Genomic DNA, 21,803 nt, shown 5'->3' on the forward strand with positions numbered 1-21,803 from the left:
GATGTACACTATTAAAGTGTGTTGTAACTAAGGAGTAAAAGACCTTTAATAAAAAAATATATACTTTCATAAAATCATTCTTTATATATATAAAGAAGGTTAGGACTTCATTTTGTCCTAACCTTAACTTCATTCACTTATTCATCTAAAACTTTATGAGACGCATTTACACGGCCTTGTTTATCAATTTCTGTAATTTTAACTTCAATTGTATCACCGATTTTTAAAACGTCTTCAACTTTATTTATTCTATCTTTAGAAATTTGAGAAATGTGTAATAAAGCATCTTTACCTGGGAATAATTCTACAAAAGCACCATATTTTTCAATACGCTTAACTTTCGCATGGTATACTTGGCCAACTTCAGCTTCGCGTGTAATTTCATTAATAATTTCTCGAGCTCTATTTATCATTTCTTGATCAACAGCGCCAATAAAGATAGTGCCATCTTGTTCAATATCTAACTTAACGCCAGTTTCGTCAATAATTTCATTAATTTTTTTACCACCTGGGCCAATGACATCACGAATTTTTTCAGGTTTGATATGCATAATTTCTACCTTAGGTGCATATGCACTTAATTCACTACGTGGTTGATCGATTGTTTGTAACATATGATCCATAATCGCTAAACGACCTTGACGAGCTTGTTCAAGAGCTTCTTCAATCACTTCACGTGTTAAACCATCAATTTTGATATCCATTTGAATCGCAGTAATTCCCTCTTTAGTTCCAGCAACTTTGAAGTCCATATCACCTAAAGCATCTTCCATACCTTGAATATCAGTTAAAATTGTATAACTATCTTCACGAGTGACAAGACCCATAGCAATACCAGCTACTGGAGCTTTAATAGGCACACCAGCATCCATTAACGCTAATGTTGATCCACAAATTGAAGCTTGTGAAGATGATCCATTTGACTCTAATACTTCACTCACAATACGAATTGTGTAAGGGAACTCTGTAGTGTCAGGAATGATATATCTAAGCGCTCTTTCACCTAGTGCACCATGACCAATTTCACGACGACCTGGCGCTCTCACTGGACCCGTTTCACCTACTGAGAAATTAGGGAAATTATAGTGGTGCATAAAACGTTTTTCAATTTCAGGTCCTAATCCATCAATAAGTTGGTAGTCTCCTAATGCTCCTAAAGTAAGTACAGATAATGCTTGAGTTTGTCCACGGGTAAACAATCCAGAACCATGTGCACGTGGTAATAAACCAACTTCTGATTCAAGCGGACGAATTTCATCTGGTTTACGTCCATCAGGTCTAATTTTTTCATCTGCAATTAATCGACGAACTTCTTCTTTTACTAAATCATTTAAAATCGCATATACTTCATCGATAAGCAACTCATTTTCTGGATCCGCTTCGTCTACAAATTCAGTAGCGATTTCTGCTTTAAGTGCATCTAAATTTTCATCACGTTGTTGTTTGTCAAATGTTAATACAGTTTCTTTTAATCCTTTTTCTTCCGTTAAAGATTTTACTCGTTGTACTAATTCTTCATCACGTTCAACAGGAATAAATTCTTTTTTTACAGGTTGAATATGCTCAACAACTTCTTCTTGGAAAGCAACTAAGCGTTTTATCTCTTCATGACCAAAGAAAATCGCTTCAAGCATTTCTTGTTCTGTAATTTCACTCGCACCTGCTTCAACCATATTTACAGCATCTTTATGACCAGCAACTTCTAAATCTAAACGAGATACTTCTTTTTGTTCAAGTGTTGGATTAATCACGTATTTTCCATCAATATATCCTACATTTACACCGGCAATTGGTCCTTGGAATGGAATATCAGACACGCTCAATGCCATTGACGATCCAATCATTGCTGCCATTTCTGGGGAGCAGTCTGGATCCGCACTTAATACAGTATTCATAATTTGAACGTCATGTCGATAACCTTTAGGGAATAATGGTCTAATTGGTCTATCAATTAAACGTGCAGTAAGTGTCGCTTCATCTCCAGGACGACCTTCGCGTTTTTTAAATCCACCTGGAATTTTACCAGCCGCATACATTTTTTCTTCATAGTTAACTGTTAAGGGGAAAAAATCACCATCACGTGGCTCTTTAGAAGCAACTGCTGTAGATAATACAACAGTATCACCATAACGTACTAAAACTGCACCATTAGCTTGTTTCGCTAATTGACCTGTCTCAATCGTTAACGATCTTCCAGCCCATTCAGTTTTGAACACTTTCTTTTCTTGAGACATTATGAATCTCCTCTCTGAAATCTAATACTTACATCATATCATTTATTTATATATTTTTATATTAGTGTTTATGATAAAAATACAAAAAAAGGAAAGTACCAATCTAAATGGTGCTTTCCCTTCAATATATTTAAAATTAACGACGAATACCTAATGATTTAATTAATTCACGGTAACGTTGAATATCTTTACTACGTAAGTAGTTTAATAAGTGTCTACGACGACCAACCATTTTTAATAATCCACGACGTGAATGGTGATCTTTTTTGTGTTCACGTAAGTGTTCGTTTAATGCAGAGATTTCTGCAGTTAAAACAGCGATTTGTACTTCTGGTGAACCAGTATCTGTTTCGTGTACACGATATTCTTTAATAATTTCATTTTTACGTTCTTGAGTAATAGCCATAATTAAATTCCTCCTAATTTTTGTTTACACCTTAATCTGAGCAAGGCGTCGGAGTTTCAACCTGCCAAGATAAAGGATTCAATAGTAATAAGTTTTTCGAAAACTCAACTTTAGATATTATACGATACATCATCACCAAAATCAACTGCTAAAAGATATTTTGCACGTTCTTTATCGTCATTCATTTGACTTACTAAAGCATCTATACCATCAAATTTTACCTCTGGTCTTAAATAATGGTGCCAATATACGATTACACGTTCTCCATAAATATTTTCTTCAAAATCAAAAATATTTACTTCTATCACCACTTCTGCTTTAGATGGATCGTGAAATGTCGGCTTAACACCTACGTTAGCTACCCCACGATATATTTTGTGTTCGGCACCTATTTCAATACTTACCGCATATACCCCTTTTTTAGGAAGGACATAATCATCGCTAGGTTGGACATTAGCTGTTGGAAAACCGATTGTTCGACCTCTTTTTTCTCCTTGAACAACTGTGCCTTTAATTCGATATAAATACCCTAATTCATCATTAGCTTTTTGTAGATTGCCTTCATGTAACGCTTGTCTAATTGATGTTGTTGAAATTTTTTCAGAATCTAAATCTAATTTACCGACTATTGTAGTATTAAATTCATCTATTTCATTTAACACGGCCATATTTCCTTTACCAAATTTACCAAATGTAAAATCAAATCCAGCAACAACTTCTTTAACATGATTATTAATAATATAGTCTTTGATAAACTCTTCAGCTGTGACGTTAGCGAAACGTGATGAGAAATTGATAACAATACAATAATCAATATCATGCTGTTCTATCATTTCTAATTTATCAGATAGTGGCGTTAAGTAATCTGTACGTTTACGTTCAGGATTTAATACTACTGATGGATGCGGATCAAATGTTGTTACTGCCTTTTTTAAATTTTTTTCTTTTGCACGTATATCTAATGCTTCAAATACTTTACTGTGACCACGATGCATACCATCAAAAAAACCAAATGCCATTGCAACATCTTCTTTTATGAGTTGTTCATTTTGTATTGGATGTGTTATTTCTATCACTTTCATATCAATCAAAGGCTCCTTTAATTAAATACTTTTTTAGGTTTTATTTCGTTAATTTTGTCAGGATGATGTTCATAAATGGCTAATGCTTTTTCACTTATCTTATCAATAAACACAAATTGCTTTTCTAATGATAGAGTAAAATCTTTTTTTAGGAGTTTTTGACCATTTAAGATTCTATACTTTAAAGTGTCATCATCAATGACTACATGTTGTAAACTTTTCAAACCATATTCTATAGGAAATAGATAATGTTGTAATGTTTCATGCTCATGTAATTCAGAAATTTTTTCAAGTGATAAACTTTCATTTATATTAAATCCACCCGAATTTATACGAGTTAACAACGACATATGAGCAGGATAGCCTAAAGCTTTGCCAATATCTGTTGCTAACGTTCTGATATAGGTACCTTTTCCACACGTTACTTTTATATCAAAATGACATGTTTGTTCTATAAATGTTAAATCAGATATTCGTTCAATTTCATCAATTTTAACTTGTCGTTTTGGCCGTTCAATAGTTTCTCCTTTTCTAGCATATTCATATAATTTTTTTCCATTTACTTTTACAGAGGAATACATTGGAGGAATCTGCTCTATTACTCCTTTAAATTCTTCTAAAACACGATCAACTTCTATAGAAGTAATCGTATTCGATGATATATTTACTTTTTCTATTACTTCTCCAGTTTGATCTTCAGTTGTCGTACTTTCACCTAATGTAATGGTTGCTTGATAAGATTTTCCCATATCCATGACATAGTCGCTCACCTTAGTTGCTGTCCCTATACAGATAGGTAGTACACCTGAAACTTCAGGATCTAATGTTCCAGTATGACCTATCTTTTTAGTTTTTAAGATTTTTCTAAGTTTAAATACAACATCATGACTGGTCAAACCACGTTCTTTATACACTGGTAATATACCGTTGTACATTTTTTCACACCCTTTAGTTTATTATGTCTCACTATGTATTATTAAATCATTTAATGTCTTATCCATATTTTATCAGTATTAATCATATAAAAAGGAGTAGGACTGAATTCATGTAAATGTTATCGTCCTACCCCCATTATATGTTGCATCTAAACTTCTTTTTCTGAAGTTATTTGATTGAATGTCACTGATTAATAACAATGATAAAGTATTATTTATCTTGTTTGTGTAAATCTTGAATCATTTTTTCAATTTTATTACCGTATTCAATTGATTCATCATATTCAAAGAATAACTCTGGTACTATACGTAATCTCATTCTTGAACCTAGCTCAGATTTAATGAATCCTTTTGCTTTATCTAAAGCTTTAAACGTATCATTAACTTCCTTCTTATTGCCAAGCACTGTTAAGAAAACTTTGGCTTGTGATAAATCATTTGTTAATTCAACGTCAGTAATAGTAATAAATCCTACTCTTGGATCTTTTACTTTATTATTAATGATATCCATAACTTCTTTTTTCATTTGTTCGCCAACACGTTCAGCTCTCATATTACTCATGGATATGTCACCTCTTTATTATTTAACATATGATTAGAAGAGAATGCTAAAGTGCCTACCTATATCATATACACTTTAGCCTCTTACAAATTAGTTATCTTTCAATTTCTACCATTTCGAATGCTTCAATAATGTCGCCTTCTTTAATGTCATTAAAGTTTGCAATTGTAATACCACATTCGTAACCTTGTGATACTTCTTTAGCGTCATCTTTAAATCGTTTTAACGTATCAAGTTCACCTTCGAATTGAACAATACCATCACGAATGACACGTACGCCTGCGTTACGAGTGATTTTACCTTCAGTTACGTAACTACCAGCAATGGTTCCAACTTTTGAAACTTTGAATGTTTGACGTACTTCAGCCTGTCCGATAACTTGTTCTTCAAATTCAGGATCTAATAGACCTTTCATCGCTGATTCAATTTCTTCTATAACATTATAGATGACTCTATGAAGACGCATATCAACATTTTCAGCTTCTGCTGCACGTTTCGCACCTGCATCAGGACGTACGTTAAATCCAACAATAATACCATTTGAGGCATTAGCTAATGTAACATCTGATTCATTGATTGCTCCTACAGCTGTATGAATAATACGAACATTTACGCCTTCAACATCAATTTTCATAAGAGATGCAGCTAAAGCTTCTACAGAACCTTGTACATCACCTTTAATAATGACATTAAGATCTTTCATTTCTCCTTGTTTCATTTGTTCGAATAAATTGTCTAATGAAACATTTTTGCTTTCTTGACGTTGTTGAATCACACTTGCTTCATGACGAGCTTCACCAATACGACGCGCTTGTTTTTCATCTTTGAAAATAACGAAGCGGTCACCTGCTTGAGGTACATCGTTAATACCAGTAATTTCAACCGGTGTAGAAGGCCCAGCTGTTTTAATTCTTTGACCCAAATCATTTACCATAGCTCTTACGCGACCATACGTATTACCAACTACAATTGAATCACCTACATGCAACGTACCATTTTGAACTAATAATGACGCAGCTGGTCCACGTGATTTGTCTAATTCTGCTTCAATAACAGTACCTACTGCTTGCTTATCAGGATTAGCTTTTAATTCTTGTACTTCGGCAACTAAACCAATCATTTCTAATAAGTCATCAATACCATCACCATTTAATGCTGAAAGTGGTACAAAGATTGTGTCGCCACCCCAATCTTCTGGAATTAAACCATATTCAGTTAACTCTTGCATCACTCGGTCTGGATTTGCAGTTGGTTTATCAACTTTGTTGACCGCAACAATTGTTGGTACATCCGCTTCTTTAGCATGGTTAATTGCTTCAATTGTTTGAGGCATAACGCCATCATCTGCTGCTACTACTAAAATAGTGATATCTGTTACTTGAGCACCACGTGCACGCATTGTTGTGAAAGCTGCATGTCCAGGTGTATCTAAGAAAGTAATTTTTTTACCATTATTTTCAATTTGATATGCACCAATGTGTTGTGTGATACCGCCTGCTTCTCCTGCTGTAACTTTAGTATTTCTAATTGAGTCTAGTAATGTTGTTTTACCATGGTCAACGTGTCCCATAATTGTTACAACTGCTGGTCGTTCAATTGCATCTGGATCGTCTTCTTCATCATCAAAATAAGTTGTTAGGTCTTCTTCATTAACAACAACTTCTTTTTCAATTTCAACACCATAATCATCTGCGATAAGTTCTAATGTTTCTTCATCTAATGATTGGTTAATATTAGCAACAATACCTAACAAGAATAATTTTTTAATAATGCCAGATGATTCGATATTTAATTTATCAGCAAGTTCTCCTACTGTAATACCTTCCTCATACGTGATTTTTGAAGGCATTTCTTTAGGTTCAGCAGCAGATTTGTTATTCTTACCTTTATTATTATTTTTGTTGTTTTTATTGTTTTTGCTATTTTTATTGTTTTTTTTCTTTGAATTAGATTTGTTTTGATTATTATCTTTTTTACTTTGTTGTTTTTGGTGATTATTTTGAGTGTTTTGTTTTTTATTTTCTTCATTTTGTGATGATTTGAACTTTTTATCAAGCATCTTAATTTGGTCATCTTCTAATGCTTGCATGTGATTGGATACTTCAACGTCCATTTTCTTTAACTCATCTATAATCTCTTTACTTTTAACATTTAATTCTTTCGCATATTCGTAAATTCTCTTTTTACTCATATAATCACTCCTTACAATATTCATCAATCATCGACATAAGTTTTTTAGCAAAACCTGAATCTGTCACGCCAACATTTACACGTTCTTCTTTGCCCAATGATTGTCCTAATTCTACTCTCGTACCGAAAACTCTAAACGGAACATGATATGTGTCACATTTATTCTTTATATTCTTTTTAGCGTTATCTGAAGCATCAGTAGATAAAATCACAAGTTTAATATTACGTTTTTTTATCTCAGATATGAGTACTGATTCTCCAACTTTAACTTTTCTAGCTCTCATCGCTAAGCCTAAAAAATTAAATATCTGTTCTTTTATCATTTAGGAATCTCTTCTCTATAAATTAATCGAATTACTTCTTTATATACAGGATCTAATTTTTCAGGACTTTCATTAAAGTACTTCTCGAGTACACCATTTTTTTGAGCATCTTCTACGCTTTTAACATCTTTTGAAACATATGCACCTCTACCTTGTTGTTTTCCAGTACCATCAGCGAAAATTTCGCCTTCTTTATTAATTACTACTCGAATCATGTCTTTTTTAGGACGCATTTCATTCGTGATGATGCATTTGCGCATTGGAATTTTCTTCTTCTTCATTTACTACTCACCCCATATGCTTAAACGTATTAATGTTCTTCTTTATTATCTGAAGCGTCTTGTGCTTCATTTGAAGTTTCATCAACTTCCGCTGATAATTCAGCTGTTGTTAAGTTTGTTTCTTCTAAATTTATGTCATCAATTTCAATATCTTTATCTTCAGAAAATACTATTTCATCAGCTTTTTCTTCAGATTCAATTACAGGATAAATCCCTGCTTCGCGAGCATCTGTTTCAGATTTAATATCAATTTTCCATCCTGTAAGTTTGGCAGCTAAGCGCGCATTTTGTCCACGTTTACCAATAGCTAATGATAATTGATAATCAGGTACTACCACTACAGTAGATTGGTTATCTTCATCAACAATAACTTCTAAAACTTGTGATGGGCTTAAAGCATTACGTACAAAAACGTTTGGATCTTCATCCCATTGAACAATATCGATTTTTTCTCCACCTAATTCTTCAACAACCGCTTCAACACGTGAACCTTTTGCACCTACACAAGCTCCCACTGCATCTATATCTGGATTTTCAGAGTATACACTAATTTTAGAACGATCTCCTGCTTCACGTGCAACTGATTTCACAATAACAGTTCCATCATAAATTTCTGGAACTTCTTGTTCAAATAAACGTTTTAATAAACCCGGATGACTTCTTGACACATAAATTTGTGGACCTTTTGTTGTTTGCTCTACTTTATTAACATAGACTTTAATTCTTTCATTTGGAATGTATGTCTCATTAGGACTTCTTTCAGCTTCAGATAAAACCGCTTCGATTCTACCTAAATTAACATACACATATCGATGATCAACACGATCAATCACACCTGTTAAAATATCTTCTTCTTTATCAATAAACTCAGAGTATAAAATTTCTCTTTCAGCATCTCTTAGACGTTGCATTACTGCTTGTTTAGCAGCCTGTGCGCCCACACGACCAAAGTCTTTAGGTGTGACATCTTCTTCGTAAATATCACCTATTTCATAAGCAGGATTTTTAACTAAAGCTGTGCTTAAATCAACTTCTTCACGATCATCAAATACTTCTTCTACAACTTCTTTACGTGCGATGACTTTAAATGTGCCTTCATCCATATTTAATTCTACACGGACGTTTCTAGCACTATCATAATTTTTCTTATATGCAGTAATTAAAGCTGCTTCAATTGCATCAATCAAAACTTCTCTTGGAATTTTCTTTTCCTTTTCTAAGTATTCAGTTGCTAATAATAATTCATTACTTGCCACAATTATTCCTCCTCATCACGTTAAATCATTACAGCGTGACGTGCTTTTGCAATTTTATTTCTTGGTATCTCAATTGTTTTTTTCTTTGCTTTTTCTTTAACTTCCATAGTTATTGTGTCATCATCGACAGACTTCAGAATGCCTAACCATTCTTTATCACCTTCAATTGGCGCATAAAGAGATACAAATATAGGTTGCTCTATCGCATTTTGATAATCTTTTTCTTTTTTTAGTGGACGTTCAGCTCCAGGTGAAGCTACATCAAGATAATACATTTCAGGAATAGGATCATTTTGATCCATTGCTTCACTTATTTTTTCAGAAGCAAGCGTACAATCATTTAAATCCACGCCACCTTCTTTATCAATAGAGATTCTCAAAAAACGATCTTTGCCTTCTTTTGCATATTCAACATCAACTAATTCAAAGTTTAAATCATCTAAAATGGGAGTAATGATAGTTTCTACTTCTTCAGTAATTTTACTCATACAGGCCTCCTTTTTTGGCAAATAGAAAAGAGCGGGTATATGCCCACTCTTTCTGCCTGAGTCTAAATTTTTACACAAACTAATTATAACATACTTTATATGCTTAAACAAATGAAGCTACTATTAATACTTCTAAGTTGTCCATTTACATATCAAAAATGGACAATTGTGCTTTATCTGGTAAATCTGGTAATGAACCCAAATCATCAAGGTATTCAATAATTTTTTGAGATAAACCTGCTTTTTTATTAAGGTCTTCTTTGGATAAAAATGGACCGTCTTCACGTGCCTCAACAATACGTTTAGCTACGTTTTCACCTAATCCTGGCACAGCAATAAATGGTGGGATCAATGTATCATCTTCAATAATGAAATCAAAAGCTTGACTTTTTTCTAAGCTAATCGGCTGCATTTTAAATCCACGATGTGCCATTTCATTCATTATTTCTAATACTGTTAATACATCTTTTTCTTTTTTTCCTAAATCCATATAACGAGAATACATATCTTTAACTGTGTTCTTAATACTTTCTTTATCTTTAATCATTGTAATTAAATCAAAGTCTGATGCACGAATTGTAAAATATGCTGCATAATAGTATAACGGATGATGCACTTTAAAGTATGCAATACGTACAGCCATAAGTACGTAAGCAGCTGCGTGAGCTTTAGGGAACATGTATTTAATTTTTAAGCATGAATCTAAATACCAATCAGGTACATCATTCGCTTTCATCGCATCTATCATTTCATCCGTAAGTCCTTTACCTTTACGCACAGACTCCATTGTTTTGAAGGCCATTGATGGTTCAAGCCCAGCATACATAAGATATACCATAATATCGTCACGACAACCAATTACACTGGATAAATCGCAGATGCCTGAGCGAATTAACTCTTGTGCATTACCAAGCCACACATCGGTACCATGTGATAAACCTGAAATTTGTACAAGTTCAGAAAATGTTGTTGGCTTAGTGTCTTCTAACATTTGACGAACGAAACCTGTACCAAATTCAGGTACACCAAATGTGCCTGTCTTACATAAAATATCCTCTTCTGTTACACCTAAAGAAGCCGGACTACTAAATATTTGCATTGTCTCCTTATCATCAACAGGAATCGTTTTAGGATCGATACCCGATAAATCCTGTAACATCCGTATCATTGTAGGATCATCGTGTCCAAGTATATCGAGTTTTAACACATTATCATGAATAGAGTGGAAATCAAAGTGTGTGGTCATCCAAGATGCACTTTGATCATCTGCTGGATATTGTATCGGTGTAAAATCATAAATATCCATATAATCAGGAACTACAATAATTCCTCCTGGATGCTGTCCAGTTGTACGTTTAACACCTGTACATCCTTTGACAAGTCTATCGATTTCCGCACCACGTTTATGAATACCTTGATCATTTAGATATCCTTTAACGAAGCCAAATGCCGTTTTTTCAGCCACTGTACCAATTGTACCTGCTCGGAATACTTTATCTTCTCCAAAAAGTACTTTCGTATAGTTATGGGCATGCGGTTGATATTCACCACTAAAGTTCAAGTCAATATCTGGTACTTTATCTCCTTTAAATCCTAAGAAAGTCTCAAATGGAATATCTTGACCTTCTTTAATTAATTCGCCACCACATGTTTCACATGTTTTATCAGGTAAGTCGAATCCTGAACCTACCGACCCATCATCAAAAAATTCACTCGTCTTACAATGTGGACATATATAGTGTGGAGGGAGCGGATTCACTTCTGTTATCTCTGTCATCGTTGCAACAAAGCTCGAACCTACAGAACCACGTGACCCTACCAAATATCCATCATCTAATGACTTTTTAACTAACCGTTGTGATATGAGATAGATAACTGAAAAGCCATTACCAATAATACTATCTAATTCTTTTTCGAGACGATCAATGACAATTTGCGGTAAGTCATCACCATACAATTTTTTCGCATTTGTATAGCTTAATTCACGTATTTCTTCGTTAGCGCCCTCCATACGTGGCGTAAATAATTGATCTTTAATTGGAATTACTTTCTCAATTCGGTCTGCTAATTCATTCGTATTTTTAACAACAATATCATAGGCTTTATCTTCTCCTAAAAAATGAAATTCATCTAACATTTCATCTGTTGTTCTAAAATGTGCTTCTGGAAGTGTGGAACGATTTAATGGATTACCTGGTTGTGATGCAATTAAAATTTTACGAGCAATAGCATCATGCTCAAATAAGTAATGAGCATTACCAGTAGCTATCACAGGTATTCCTGTACTTTCTCCTGCTTTTAAAATACGATCATATATTTCATACAATGTTTCAGTATCACGAATTAATTCACGATCAATTAAATCTTGATAAAGTTTAGGTGGTTGTACTTCTATAAAATCATAATACTTTGCTATTTTTTCAACTTCAGATTGATCACGTTGCATCACAGCTGTAAATAATTCCCCTTCATCACAAGCTGTACCTACTAGAATGCCTTCTCGATATTCATTTAATAATGATCGTGGAATTCTAGGTGTTCTATAATAATATTTTACTAAAGAAGCACTTACGATTTTAAATAAATTCTTGAGTCCATCTTGATTTTGAACTATGAGTGTGACATGGGTTGGTCGTGCACGTTTATAGGCATCTTCATTTGATAATTTTTTATTAATATCTTTATGATTAGTCACACCTAGTTCTTTCATCTGTTGAACCATTTTAATGAAAATATAAGCTGTTGCTTCAGTATCATAAATCGCTCTATGGTGTTGAGTAAGTTCAACGCCATATTTTTTAGCTAAGAAATTTAATCCATGTTTACCATATTCAGTGTTAATGGTACGTGATAATTCAAGAGTATCAATCACTCCATTAGTTGATGGACCGAAACCTAATCGTTCGTACCCTGTATCAATAAAGCCCATATCGAATGAAGCATTATGCGCTACAAAAATGGCATCTCCTACCCATTCCTTAAATTCTGTTAGTACTTCTTCAATTTCTGGTGCATCCACTAGCATGTCATCTGTAATGTGTGTCAGATTAATTATTGTTTCTGATAATTTTTCATGTGGATTACTAAATCTTTCAAATTTATCTATAATTTCGCCGTCTTTAACTTTGACAGCAGCAAGTTCGATAATTTGATCATATTGATTAGATAAACCTGTTGTTTCGACGTCAAACACTACATATGTAGCTTCTTTTAAATTTCTATCAGTAGGTTTATAGGCAATAGGCACACCATCATCGACTAACATGCCTTCCATCCCGTAAATCATTTTAATTCCATTTTTTTCCGCTGCACTATGAGCATCAGGAAAAGCTTGAACCACATTATGATCAGTAACAGCTATTGCTTTATGTCCCCATGCTGCAGCCTGATTAACGTACGCACTGATGTTTGGAATACCATCCATTTGACTCATTGATGAATGTAAATGAAATTCGACACGTTTCTCTTCTGCTTTATCTTGTTTAGGTGTCTTTTTGATTTCTTCAATATCTGACATCATCATGACTAAATCACGTACAAACGTATCTTCTTCTATACGACCTTGTGCACGTACCCATTTACCTACACTTAAGGCTTTAAAGTGATTTAAATCATCCTTATTTTTTCTAGTAAACATTTTTAATACTAAAGAATCTGTATAGTCTGTCACTTTAAGTTCAACAATGTGACGTCCACTTTTTAGTTCTTTAATGTTAATATCAAAGATAACCCCTTCAATGGCTACTTTAAATTCTTCTTCAATAATTGTTTCAATAGGTTTAATATTTTCAACGTGAATTGGCTTTCCTATTTGACATTTTTCAACACTACTGCCGTTATTATCTTGTTGTTTTGCTTTTTCAGCTTTTATTTTTTCAATTTTTTCTGTAGCTTCTTTAGCACTTTGTTGATCTTCTTCTTGAATATGTGCCTCTAATGAAGCAAGATCTTCATCTCTATTCGAATCATCAGTTTCAAATATTACTTTATCTATATCAAAGCCACATTTTTGAAATGCTTTTACTAAACTACCATTACATACTTTATCAAAATGATTTCTTTCAATATCATTTGAAGTCATTACTTTTAAAACATTACCTGACATAATTAAACGTTTTTGTTTAAGTTGACCCTTCACTTTTGGTGATAAAGCTGTGTGTTCAATACAATGTCCAAAATATTTAATCACATGTTCATCTTGATTCGATGTATTTTGAATTGTAAAATGCCAGTCCACATGTGCAATATCTTTAAACTCTTCTTTAATTGCATGAGTAAAGATTAAATAATCTTCATTTGAAAGAAAATAAGGTAACGTAATTTGAAATTCCCAACTTCTATTTTTATTTGATACATCTATTCGTGTGAGTTCACCTTTTTCAAGTATTTCTTTATCCAATTGATTTGAAATCTTAATTTGATCGGCAAGTACTCTAAATTTTTCCTGACTTGTCATTGCCACAAAGAATAACCACCTTATTTCGAACTTATCATTTACTTTAAAAAACTTGATTTATATTATACTACTTTCACATTTATTTTTCATGATTACAGTTTAACTAATAAAAACAATAAAAGAGGTTGGAAACAACAAAATGTTCCAACCATTTTTATTCATGTGCACCTATAGTTTTTCATAGAGTGAAGCAATGTGATTGTCTAATTCATTAACATGAACTTCTTCACTTTCACCCGTTTGACGCACTTTAACTTCAACAATACCTTCACTTGCATTTTTACCTACAACAATTCTTATCGGTAAACCAATTAAATCAGCGTCATTAAATTTAACGCCTGCACGCTCTTTACGATCATCATAAAGTACATCATATTTAGATTGTAATTCTGAGTATAATTTATCTCCTAATTCAAGTTGTTCTTCTTTTTTAGGATTGATTGTAATTAAATGTAAATCAAATGGAGTGACTGACTTTGGCCAAATAATACCATTTTCATCATTATTTTGCTCAACAATCGCACTTAATGTTCTAGACACTCCGATACCATAGCAACCCATAATTAAAGGTTGCGCTTTACCTTGATTATCTAAAAATTTAGCATTCATTGCTTCAGAATATTTCGTTCCCAGTTTAAATACTTGTCCAACTTCAATACCTTCTGCAAAATTTGCATTTCCAGAACCATCACTTAACGGTTCACCTTCTAAAATAAATCTAAAGTCTCCGTATTCATCGATATTAAAATCACGCTCAACATTTGCATTAATATAGTGATAGCCATCTTCATTAGCACCTACCACTATGTTATTTAAATCTTTAACAAAATTATCAGCAATAATTTTAATGTCTTTATTATGAATAGGTCCTAATGAACCAGGATTTGCTCCAAGTAAATTTACAATTTCATCTTGAGTCGCCATTTCCACATTATCAGTTTCAAAGTATGCTTTCACCTTCACATCATTGAGCTCGTGATGGCCTCTTACTAAGAACATCATGAATTCTCCATCCACTTTGAAAATCATTGTTTTTACAATTTCATCAATTGGACGATTTAAAAAGTCAGCCAATTCTTGAGCTGTTTTAATATTTGGCGTTTCTATTTTTTCTAGTGATTTAATGTCTGTATGTTTCTCATTTGGATAATACTTAACTTCAGCTTTTTCAATATTTGCTGCATAATCACTATTTTCACTATACACAATCGTATCTTCACCAATTTCACTTAAAGCCATAAATTCATGTGTATGATTACCGCCAATAGCACCTGAATCAGCTACTACTGGACGCGCATTAATTCCAACACGTTTAAAAATACGACTATAAGCATTGTACATCTCTTGATATGTTTGATCTAATGATGCTTCATCAGCATGGAAAGAATAAGCATCTTTCATGATGAACTCTCTTCCACGTAATAAACCAAAACGTGGACGTTTTTCATCACGGAACTTAGATTGAATTTGGAATAATATTAATGGTAATTGTTTATAAGACTTTAATTCGTCTCTAACGATAGAAGTCACTACTTCTTCGTGAGTAGGTCCTAAAGCAAATTCTCTTCCATTACGGTCTTTTAATCGCATTAATTCAGGACCATAAGCGCCCCAACGTCCCGACTCTTCCCAAAGTTCTGCTTGCTGCAATGCTGGCATTAAAATCTCAACTGCATCAATATTTTCCATTTCTTCACGAATGATTTTAGAAATATGATTTAGTACACGTGTTGCTAAGGGTAAATAACTATAAATACCACTTGTGCTTTGTTTAATTAAACCTGCTTTTAATAACAACTGATGACTTAAAGCCTCAGCTTCAGAAGGGACTTCTCTCATTGTTGGTATAAAGACTTTCGATTGTTTCATTTTTTATCCTCCTAAATTATAAGAAATAACGTTGTATATCATTCCAAGTGACTAAGACCATAATAATCACTACAAATATAGCTCCAACAGCAATAATTGCAGTTTCAGCTCTTTTATTTACTGGTCTTCTAAATATTGCTTCATAAATAACAAATAAAATTCTACCACCATCTAAAGCTGGAATAGGTAATAAGTTCATAATCCCTAAGTTAACACTCAACAATGCCGTATAGTATGTTAATGCAATAATACCTTGTTTTACTACAGAATCTACATTGTGATAAATACCCACTGGACCATTTAACATGTCAAAAGTAAAGCCACCTGTAAAAATACTTCCAATCATTGTTCCAACTGCTTTAAAAATAAGTACACTTGCATCAAAAAATTGTTGTACGCCTAATGCTAATGGCTTAAATAGTGAATGTTCATTCGCAGGTTGAAAACCTAATACATAAGAAGTTTTAGAATTTAATTTTGTCTGTTTAATCACTTGTTTTTTAGGTGTAACATCTAGTGATTTGGTGTGACCATCTCGTACAATTTTAATTGTTGTTTGATGGTCTTTCGTTTTATTAAGTGCACTTTGAATATCGCTAAAATCGTTAATTTTATAGTGTCCAACTTGAACAATTTTATCTCCAGGTTTTAATCCAGCTTCTTGTGCTGGATAATGGTCTGCTAATTGTTTTACTGTAGGGGTAGGCGTACCTTGATAATAAGCTAAGCCAATAAATAGTACGAGAGCTAAAATAAAGTTAAATAATGGGCCCGCAAATAAAGTTAAAAACTTAGGTAATGGTTTTTTATGTGTAAATTGACGATGCCTTGGTGCAATTTGAATTAAACTACCATTTTCAACAAAGTAAGCTTTTTTAGCAATATTAAAATGATGTCTTTCATTATCATATGCTGTAATACCTTCAATATATAAATCATCTTTAAAATCACATCGTTTAACTTCAATCGCTTCAATTTTTTGGAATTTATGTTGATCATCTAAAATAATATGTGTAATTTCATCTTGTTCATTTAGTTTTATTTTAACATTCATTCCTGGCTGAACGGGTGGTTCTTCTAATCCATCTCCTGCCATTCTTACATATCCACCAACTGGAAGTAAACGTATTGTATATAACGTTTCATCTTTACGGAAACTGAAAATTTTGGGTCCCATTCCAATCGCAAATTCTGGACACATAATACCTGCACGTTTTGCAAAAAACATATGTCCATATTCATGTACTGTAACGAGTACACCAAATACGATAATAAATGAGACGATTGTGATTAAATAACTCACTTACAACACCTCAATTAATTTTAATATTTAAATTATCTAGATTATAAGATTTTAGATTTTAAATTTTATAATAATTTCTAGTATAAAAAAACAGTTTTAAAAAAAGAGCTATAAAGTACACGATTGTATAATATTAATCAAATGTGAACTCAATAACTCCTCAATTATATCATTATATGCTTTTCATAAATAAATAAAACGTTAATTTTTTATTACATTTGTAGTAATAGAATGTTTAACAGTGGTAAAACAAACATAAAGCTATCAAATCTATCTAAAATACCGCCATGTCCTGGCAAGATTCTGCCTGAATCTTTAACACCAAAATGACGTTTAAAACCAGATTCTACTAAGTCACCTAATTGACCAAATACACTTAAAATAATTGTAATTAATAATAACAGCCAAATATTTAGATGAAAATCTACAAAAAACATCATTACAAGTGGAACAATTAAACTACAAATGAGTCCTCCAATAAAACCTTCAATCGTTTTGTTTGGACTAATAACTGGCCATAGTTTGTGTTTTCCCATTAATCGTCCAAATATATATGCGCCAGTATCTGTTAACCATACGATTAAAAATGCAAAAAGTATATAATGTAAACCATAAGAACGTGTAGCATAAAAATACATAAATCCTATTCCAACGTATGCTACAGACATTAAACAAAATGCAGCGTCCATAAAGCTAAATCTGTTTTTCGAAAGTACAGTATAACTTAATAGTATGAAGCTCATTGCAATTAAACTTTTTAATTGAACATCACTCACCCAATCTCCGGAAGACTGAGGAAGCATAATAATAATAAGCGCTATAGCACTGAAAATACCTGGAATTGATAAAAATTTAATCATATTCATATTTAACAATTCTTTTAAAGCAATGAGCGCCAGCAAATAAGCAAAAAGCATTAAAATAGTTCCACCTTTTAATAATATAGGTAGAAAAATAAGCAATGCTATAATCGCGGTCAATGTTCTTACTTTCATAAATTACTCCTCACTTAATCCTCCAAAACGTCTTTGGCGAGATTGATATATTTTTATACATTGTTTTAATTCTTCACCATCAAAGTCTGGCCATAACTTCTCATTAAAAATAAATTCACTATACGAAGCCTGCCAAATTAAGAAGTTACTAAGGCGTTGTTCTCCAGATGTACGTATTAATAAATCTGGATCTGGATATGGATGGGTCATTAAATGTTTGGAAATCATCAATTCATCAATATCATCACTGTTTTGACCATTACGTTGAAGTTCATCATAAATTGATTTCATACTTTGAACAAGTTCAGCTCGTCCACCATAATTAATGGCAAATACTAATTTCAATCCTGTATTATTTTTGGTTTTTTCTTTAGCATAATTAATCGCCTCAATTGTTGATTGGGGTATTGCATCTAAAAAACCAATAGTTTCTATCTTAACATTTTTCTCTACAAGTTCTGGTAGAAATGTTTTTAAAAAATTCACAGGTAAATTCATGATATAATTAACTTCACTTTCAGGTCTTGACCAATTTTCCGTTGAAAAAGCGTATAAAGTTAAATATTTAATACCTAAATGACTTGCTTCACGTGTCACTTTTTTTATGGTTTGCATACCTTCATAGTGACCTTTAATTCTAGGCATTTTACGCTTTTTTGCCCAACGACCATTTCCGTCCATGATAATTGCTATATGTTCAGGTAAATTATGTATATCTAAATCATCATTTTGATTGATTTTAGTCTTATTTCTTTTTATTAGCTTTCTAAACATGGTCTTTCCTCCGAGCCTGATCATTTCTGTTATATTATATAGGTTATTTAAGAAATCATCTATCATTTTATCATACTAAATAATGGCATTGAATAAGCAAATTAAAAAACTGTACCAAAGTCTGACTTGGCACAGTTTAGACTAAAACAATTTATAATCTTGTCATAGAAGAATATGATGAAATATTAAACAGACATAATATCTTTTTCTTTTTCATCAACTAAATTATCAATTTCTTTAATTGAATTGTCTGTTACTTTTTGAACATCTTCTGTTTGGCTTCTTAAATCATCTTCAGTAATGTCTCCATTTTTTTCGTCTTTTTTCAATTGATCATTGATATCACGACGAATATTACGGATTGAAACTTTTGAATCTTCACCGATTTTTTTAACATTTTTAACTAATTCTTTACGGCGTTCTTCAGTTAAAGCAGGAACAGTGATACGAATAACTTCACCGTCACTAGTAGGGTTCACACCTAGGTTAGCAGCAATAATCGCTTTTTCAATATCAGCTACAGATGATTTATCATATGGAGAAATGACAAGTAAGCGTGCTTCAGGCACGTTTATACTCGCTAACTGTTGAACTGGTGTTGGCGCACCATAATAATCAACATTTACTCCGTTTAATAAATTAGAATTCGCTCTACCCGCACTAATATTAGCTAATTCACGTGATAAATTTTCAATTGATTTTTTCATTCTAGATTTTGTATCTTGAATTATCTCACTCATACATTTACACCTCTAATTATTTAGTAATTAATGTACCAATTTTTTCGCCCATAACGGCACGTTTAATATTGCCTTCTTCCATAATAGAGAATACATTTAATGGAATGTTATTATCCATACAGAATGAAGAAGCAGTTGAATCCATAACTTGTAGGCCTTCTTGTAACATTTGAATATGTGTTAGATGATCATATTTTACAGCATTTTTATCAATTTTTGGATCGGCAGAATACACACCATCAACATTATTTTTACCCATTAAAATGACATCGGCCTCTACTTCAGCTGCACGTAGTGCTGCAGTTGTGTCAGTAGAGAAGTATGGATTACCAATACCAGCTGCAAAAATAACTACGCGTTTTTTCTCTAAATGTCTAATTGCGCGACGACGAATATAAGGCTCAGCAACCTGTTTCATTTCAATTGAAGTTAATACTCGTGTATCACAATCTAATTGCTCTAAACTATCTTGTAATGCCAATGCATTCATTACAGTAGCAAGCATGCCCATATAATCAGCTGTACCACGGTCCATGCCTAAATCGCTACCTGTTTTACCTCTCCAAATATTACCGCCACCAACGATAACCGCTATTTCACAATCCATTTTAGCTACTTCAGCGACTTGTTTTGCTACACTTTTAATGATGATAGGATTGATACCAAAACCTTTTTCACCTGCAAGTGCTTCACCACTAAGTTTCAGTACTACACGTTTATATTTAGAAGTCTGCGCCATTATTTTTTCCTCTCTATGATTAATGATATGTAATATATACAAGTAAAGAAGACACTAATGGTCTTCTATAATAAAAGAATTTTATTATATAGAATTCCTTAAAGGTGTCTTCTTTCTTGTTAGAATAATGTGAACAAATTATTTCATTTGACCTTTAACTTCATCAGCAAAGTTTTCTTCGCGTTTTTCCATACCTTCGCCTACTTCATAACGTACGAAGTCAGCTAATTTACCGCCTTTAGATTTTAAGAAAGCTTCAACTGTTTGATCTGGGTCTTTAACGAAGTTTTGGTCAACAGCACAAATTTCTTGAAGATATTTACGTAAACGACCTTCAACCATTTTTTCAACGATATTTTCAGGTTTACCTTCATTTAATGCTTGTTGTTTTAATACTTCTCTTTCGTGATTAATTTCTTCGTCACTTACTTGGTCTGAAGAAACATATTTAGGATTAATTGCAGCGATGTGCATTGCTACATCTTTAGCTGCTTCTTCATCAGTAGAACCTTCAACAACAGTCAATACACCGATACGTCCACCCATGTGTAAGTATGCACCAAAAGCATCGTTATCAGATTTAGTTCTAATAGCAAAACGACGGATGCTTAATTTTTCACCGATTGTTGAGATAGCCTCTTTCATTCTTTCATCAACTGTTTGACCACTTGCTAATTTAGTTTCTAATAAAGCTTCTACTGTTTCAGCTTTACTTTCAAGGATTTGATTAGCAATTTCTTTAACTAATTCTTGGAATCCTTCGTTTCGAGCAACGAAATCAGTTTCAGAGTTAATTTCAACGATTGCTGCTTCATTACCTTTTACTTCTACATGTACTAAACCTTCAGCAGCGATTCGATCAGCTTTTTTAGCTGCTTTAGCAATACCTTTTTCACGTAAGTAGTCGATTGCTTTATCGATATCTCCATCAGTTTCAGTTAGCGCTTTTTTACAATCCATCATACCTGCGCCAGTTCTTTCACGTAATTCTTTAACAAGTTTTGCTGAAATTGCCATTAATTATTCCTCCAATATGTCTAATTGTAATAATAGATGATATTTAAATATTACCATTAAAGGTACTATTATTTCCAATACTCTATTACGATTTATTAATAATTTTTTAAATTAAGGTTATTTTAAAAATAAAATCTGATTTAAAAGTATAAT

The 21,803-nt window shown here is 32.7% G+C and carries 18 protein-coding genes; all 18 read right to left on the reverse strand.

The annotated features are described in order from the left end of the window. Positions 1-137: 137 nt before the first annotated feature. The 18 genes from pnp to tsf all read right to left on the reverse strand — a co-directional run bounded on the left by pnp (position 138) and on the right by tsf (position 21,650). The gene (pnp, locus tag MHI13_RS07175) at positions 138-2,234 is read right to left on the reverse strand and encodes a polyribonucleotide nucleotidyltransferase (protein ID WP_019835109.1); all 2,097 of its coding nucleotides are present in this window, start codon (positions 2,232-2,234) and stop codon (positions 138-140) included. Between the two features lie 136 nt (positions 2,235-2,370). Beyond that, positions 2,371-2,640: a 30S ribosomal protein S15 gene (gene rpsO, locus MHI13_RS07180; RefSeq protein ID WP_017174614.1), complete on the reverse strand. Its 270-nt coding sequence runs from the start codon at positions 2,638-2,640 to the stop codon at positions 2,371-2,373. 110 nt (positions 2,641-2,750) lie between these two features. Continuing rightward, complete coding sequence (gene ribF / locus MHI13_RS07185; RefSeq protein ID WP_002448787.1) at positions 2,751-3,722, reverse strand: riboflavin biosynthesis protein RibF; 972 nt, start codon at positions 3,720-3,722, stop codon at positions 2,751-2,753. Positions 3,723-3,739: 17 nt separating this feature from the next. Then, entirely contained in the window at positions 3,740-4,657 is a 918-nt protein-coding gene (gene truB / locus MHI13_RS07190; protein ID WP_049420550.1) for a tRNA pseudouridine(55) synthase TruB, read from the reverse strand. Positions 4,658-4,868: 211 nt separating this feature from the next. Next, positions 4,869-5,219: a 30S ribosome-binding factor RbfA gene (gene rbfA / locus MHI13_RS07195; RefSeq protein ID WP_002448740.1), complete on the reverse strand. Its 351-nt coding sequence runs from the start codon at positions 5,217-5,219 to the stop codon at positions 4,869-4,871. A gap of 94 nt (positions 5,220-5,313) precedes the next feature. Beyond that, positions 5,314-7,410 (reverse strand): translation initiation factor IF-2, encoded by a 2,097-nt coding sequence (gene infB / locus MHI13_RS07200; RefSeq protein ID WP_049382489.1) that lies wholly within the window; start codon positions 7,408-7,410, stop codon positions 5,314-5,316. 4 nt (positions 7,411-7,414) lie between these two features. Continuing rightward, entirely contained in the window at positions 7,415-7,732 is a 318-nt protein-coding gene (locus tag MHI13_RS07205; RefSeq protein ID WP_017174611.1) for a YlxQ family RNA-binding protein, read from the reverse strand. Next, entirely contained in the window at positions 7,729-8,013 is a 285-nt protein-coding gene (rnpM, locus tag MHI13_RS07210) for an RNase P modulator RnpM (protein ID WP_002448835.1), read from the reverse strand. The genes MHI13_RS07205 and rnpM overlap by 4 nt, the downstream gene beginning before the upstream one ends. 29 nt (positions 8,014-8,042) lie before the next feature. Then, positions 8,043-9,269: a transcription termination factor NusA gene (gene nusA / locus MHI13_RS07215; protein ID WP_019835114.1), complete on the reverse strand. Its 1,227-nt coding sequence runs from the start codon at positions 9,267-9,269 to the stop codon at positions 8,043-8,045. Positions 9,270-9,289: 20 nt separating this feature from the next. Beyond that, complete coding sequence (gene rimP, locus MHI13_RS07220) at positions 9,290-9,757, reverse strand: ribosome maturation factor RimP (protein ID WP_017174609.1); 468 nt, start codon at positions 9,755-9,757, stop codon at positions 9,290-9,292. A 145-nt stretch (positions 9,758-9,902) separates the two neighbouring features. Then, positions 9,903-14,213: a PolC-type DNA polymerase III gene (locus MHI13_RS07225; RefSeq protein WP_128805165.1), complete on the reverse strand. Its 4,311-nt coding sequence runs from the start codon at positions 14,211-14,213 to the stop codon at positions 9,903-9,905. A gap of 168 nt (positions 14,214-14,381) precedes the next feature. After that, positions 14,382-16,082 carry a proline--tRNA ligase gene (locus tag MHI13_RS07230; protein ID WP_054105461.1) on the reverse strand — a complete coding sequence of 567 codons (1,701 nt, stop codon included), beginning with the start codon at positions 16,080-16,082 and terminating at the stop codon, positions 14,382-14,384. Between the two features lie 16 nt (positions 16,083-16,098). Then, on the reverse strand, positions 16,099-17,385 hold the full coding sequence (gene rseP, locus MHI13_RS07235; protein WP_054105460.1) for an RIP metalloprotease RseP: 1,287 nt from the start codon (positions 17,383-17,385) through the stop codon (positions 16,099-16,101). Positions 17,386-17,597: 212 nt separating this feature from the next. Beyond that, on the reverse strand, positions 17,598-18,380 hold the full coding sequence (locus MHI13_RS07240) for a phosphatidate cytidylyltransferase (RefSeq protein ID WP_049382496.1): 783 nt from the start codon (positions 18,378-18,380) through the stop codon (positions 17,598-17,600). A gap of 3 nt (positions 18,381-18,383) precedes the next feature. Next, positions 18,384-19,154, reverse strand: a complete 771-nt coding sequence (locus tag MHI13_RS07245; protein ID WP_049420551.1) for an isoprenyl transferase — start codon at positions 19,152-19,154, stop codon at positions 18,384-18,386. 185 nt (positions 19,155-19,339) lie between these two features. After that, positions 19,340-19,894 carry a ribosome recycling factor gene (frr, locus tag MHI13_RS07250; RefSeq protein WP_017174603.1) on the reverse strand — a complete coding sequence of 185 codons (555 nt, stop codon included), beginning with the start codon at positions 19,892-19,894 and terminating at the stop codon, positions 19,340-19,342. A gap of 16 nt (positions 19,895-19,910) precedes the next feature. Further along, on the reverse strand, positions 19,911-20,633 hold the full coding sequence (pyrH, locus tag MHI13_RS07255) for a UMP kinase (RefSeq protein ID WP_017174602.1): 723 nt from the start codon (positions 20,631-20,633) through the stop codon (positions 19,911-19,913). A 138-nt stretch (positions 20,634-20,771) separates the two neighbouring features. Beyond that, positions 20,772-21,650, reverse strand: coding sequence for a translation elongation factor Ts (gene tsf / locus MHI13_RS07260; protein ID WP_017174601.1), 879 nt, complete (start codon positions 21,648-21,650; stop codon positions 20,772-20,774). Positions 21,651-21,803 lie beyond the last annotated feature (153 nt).

The organism is Staphylococcus sp. FSL K6-0223 (genome assembly GCF_038008285.1).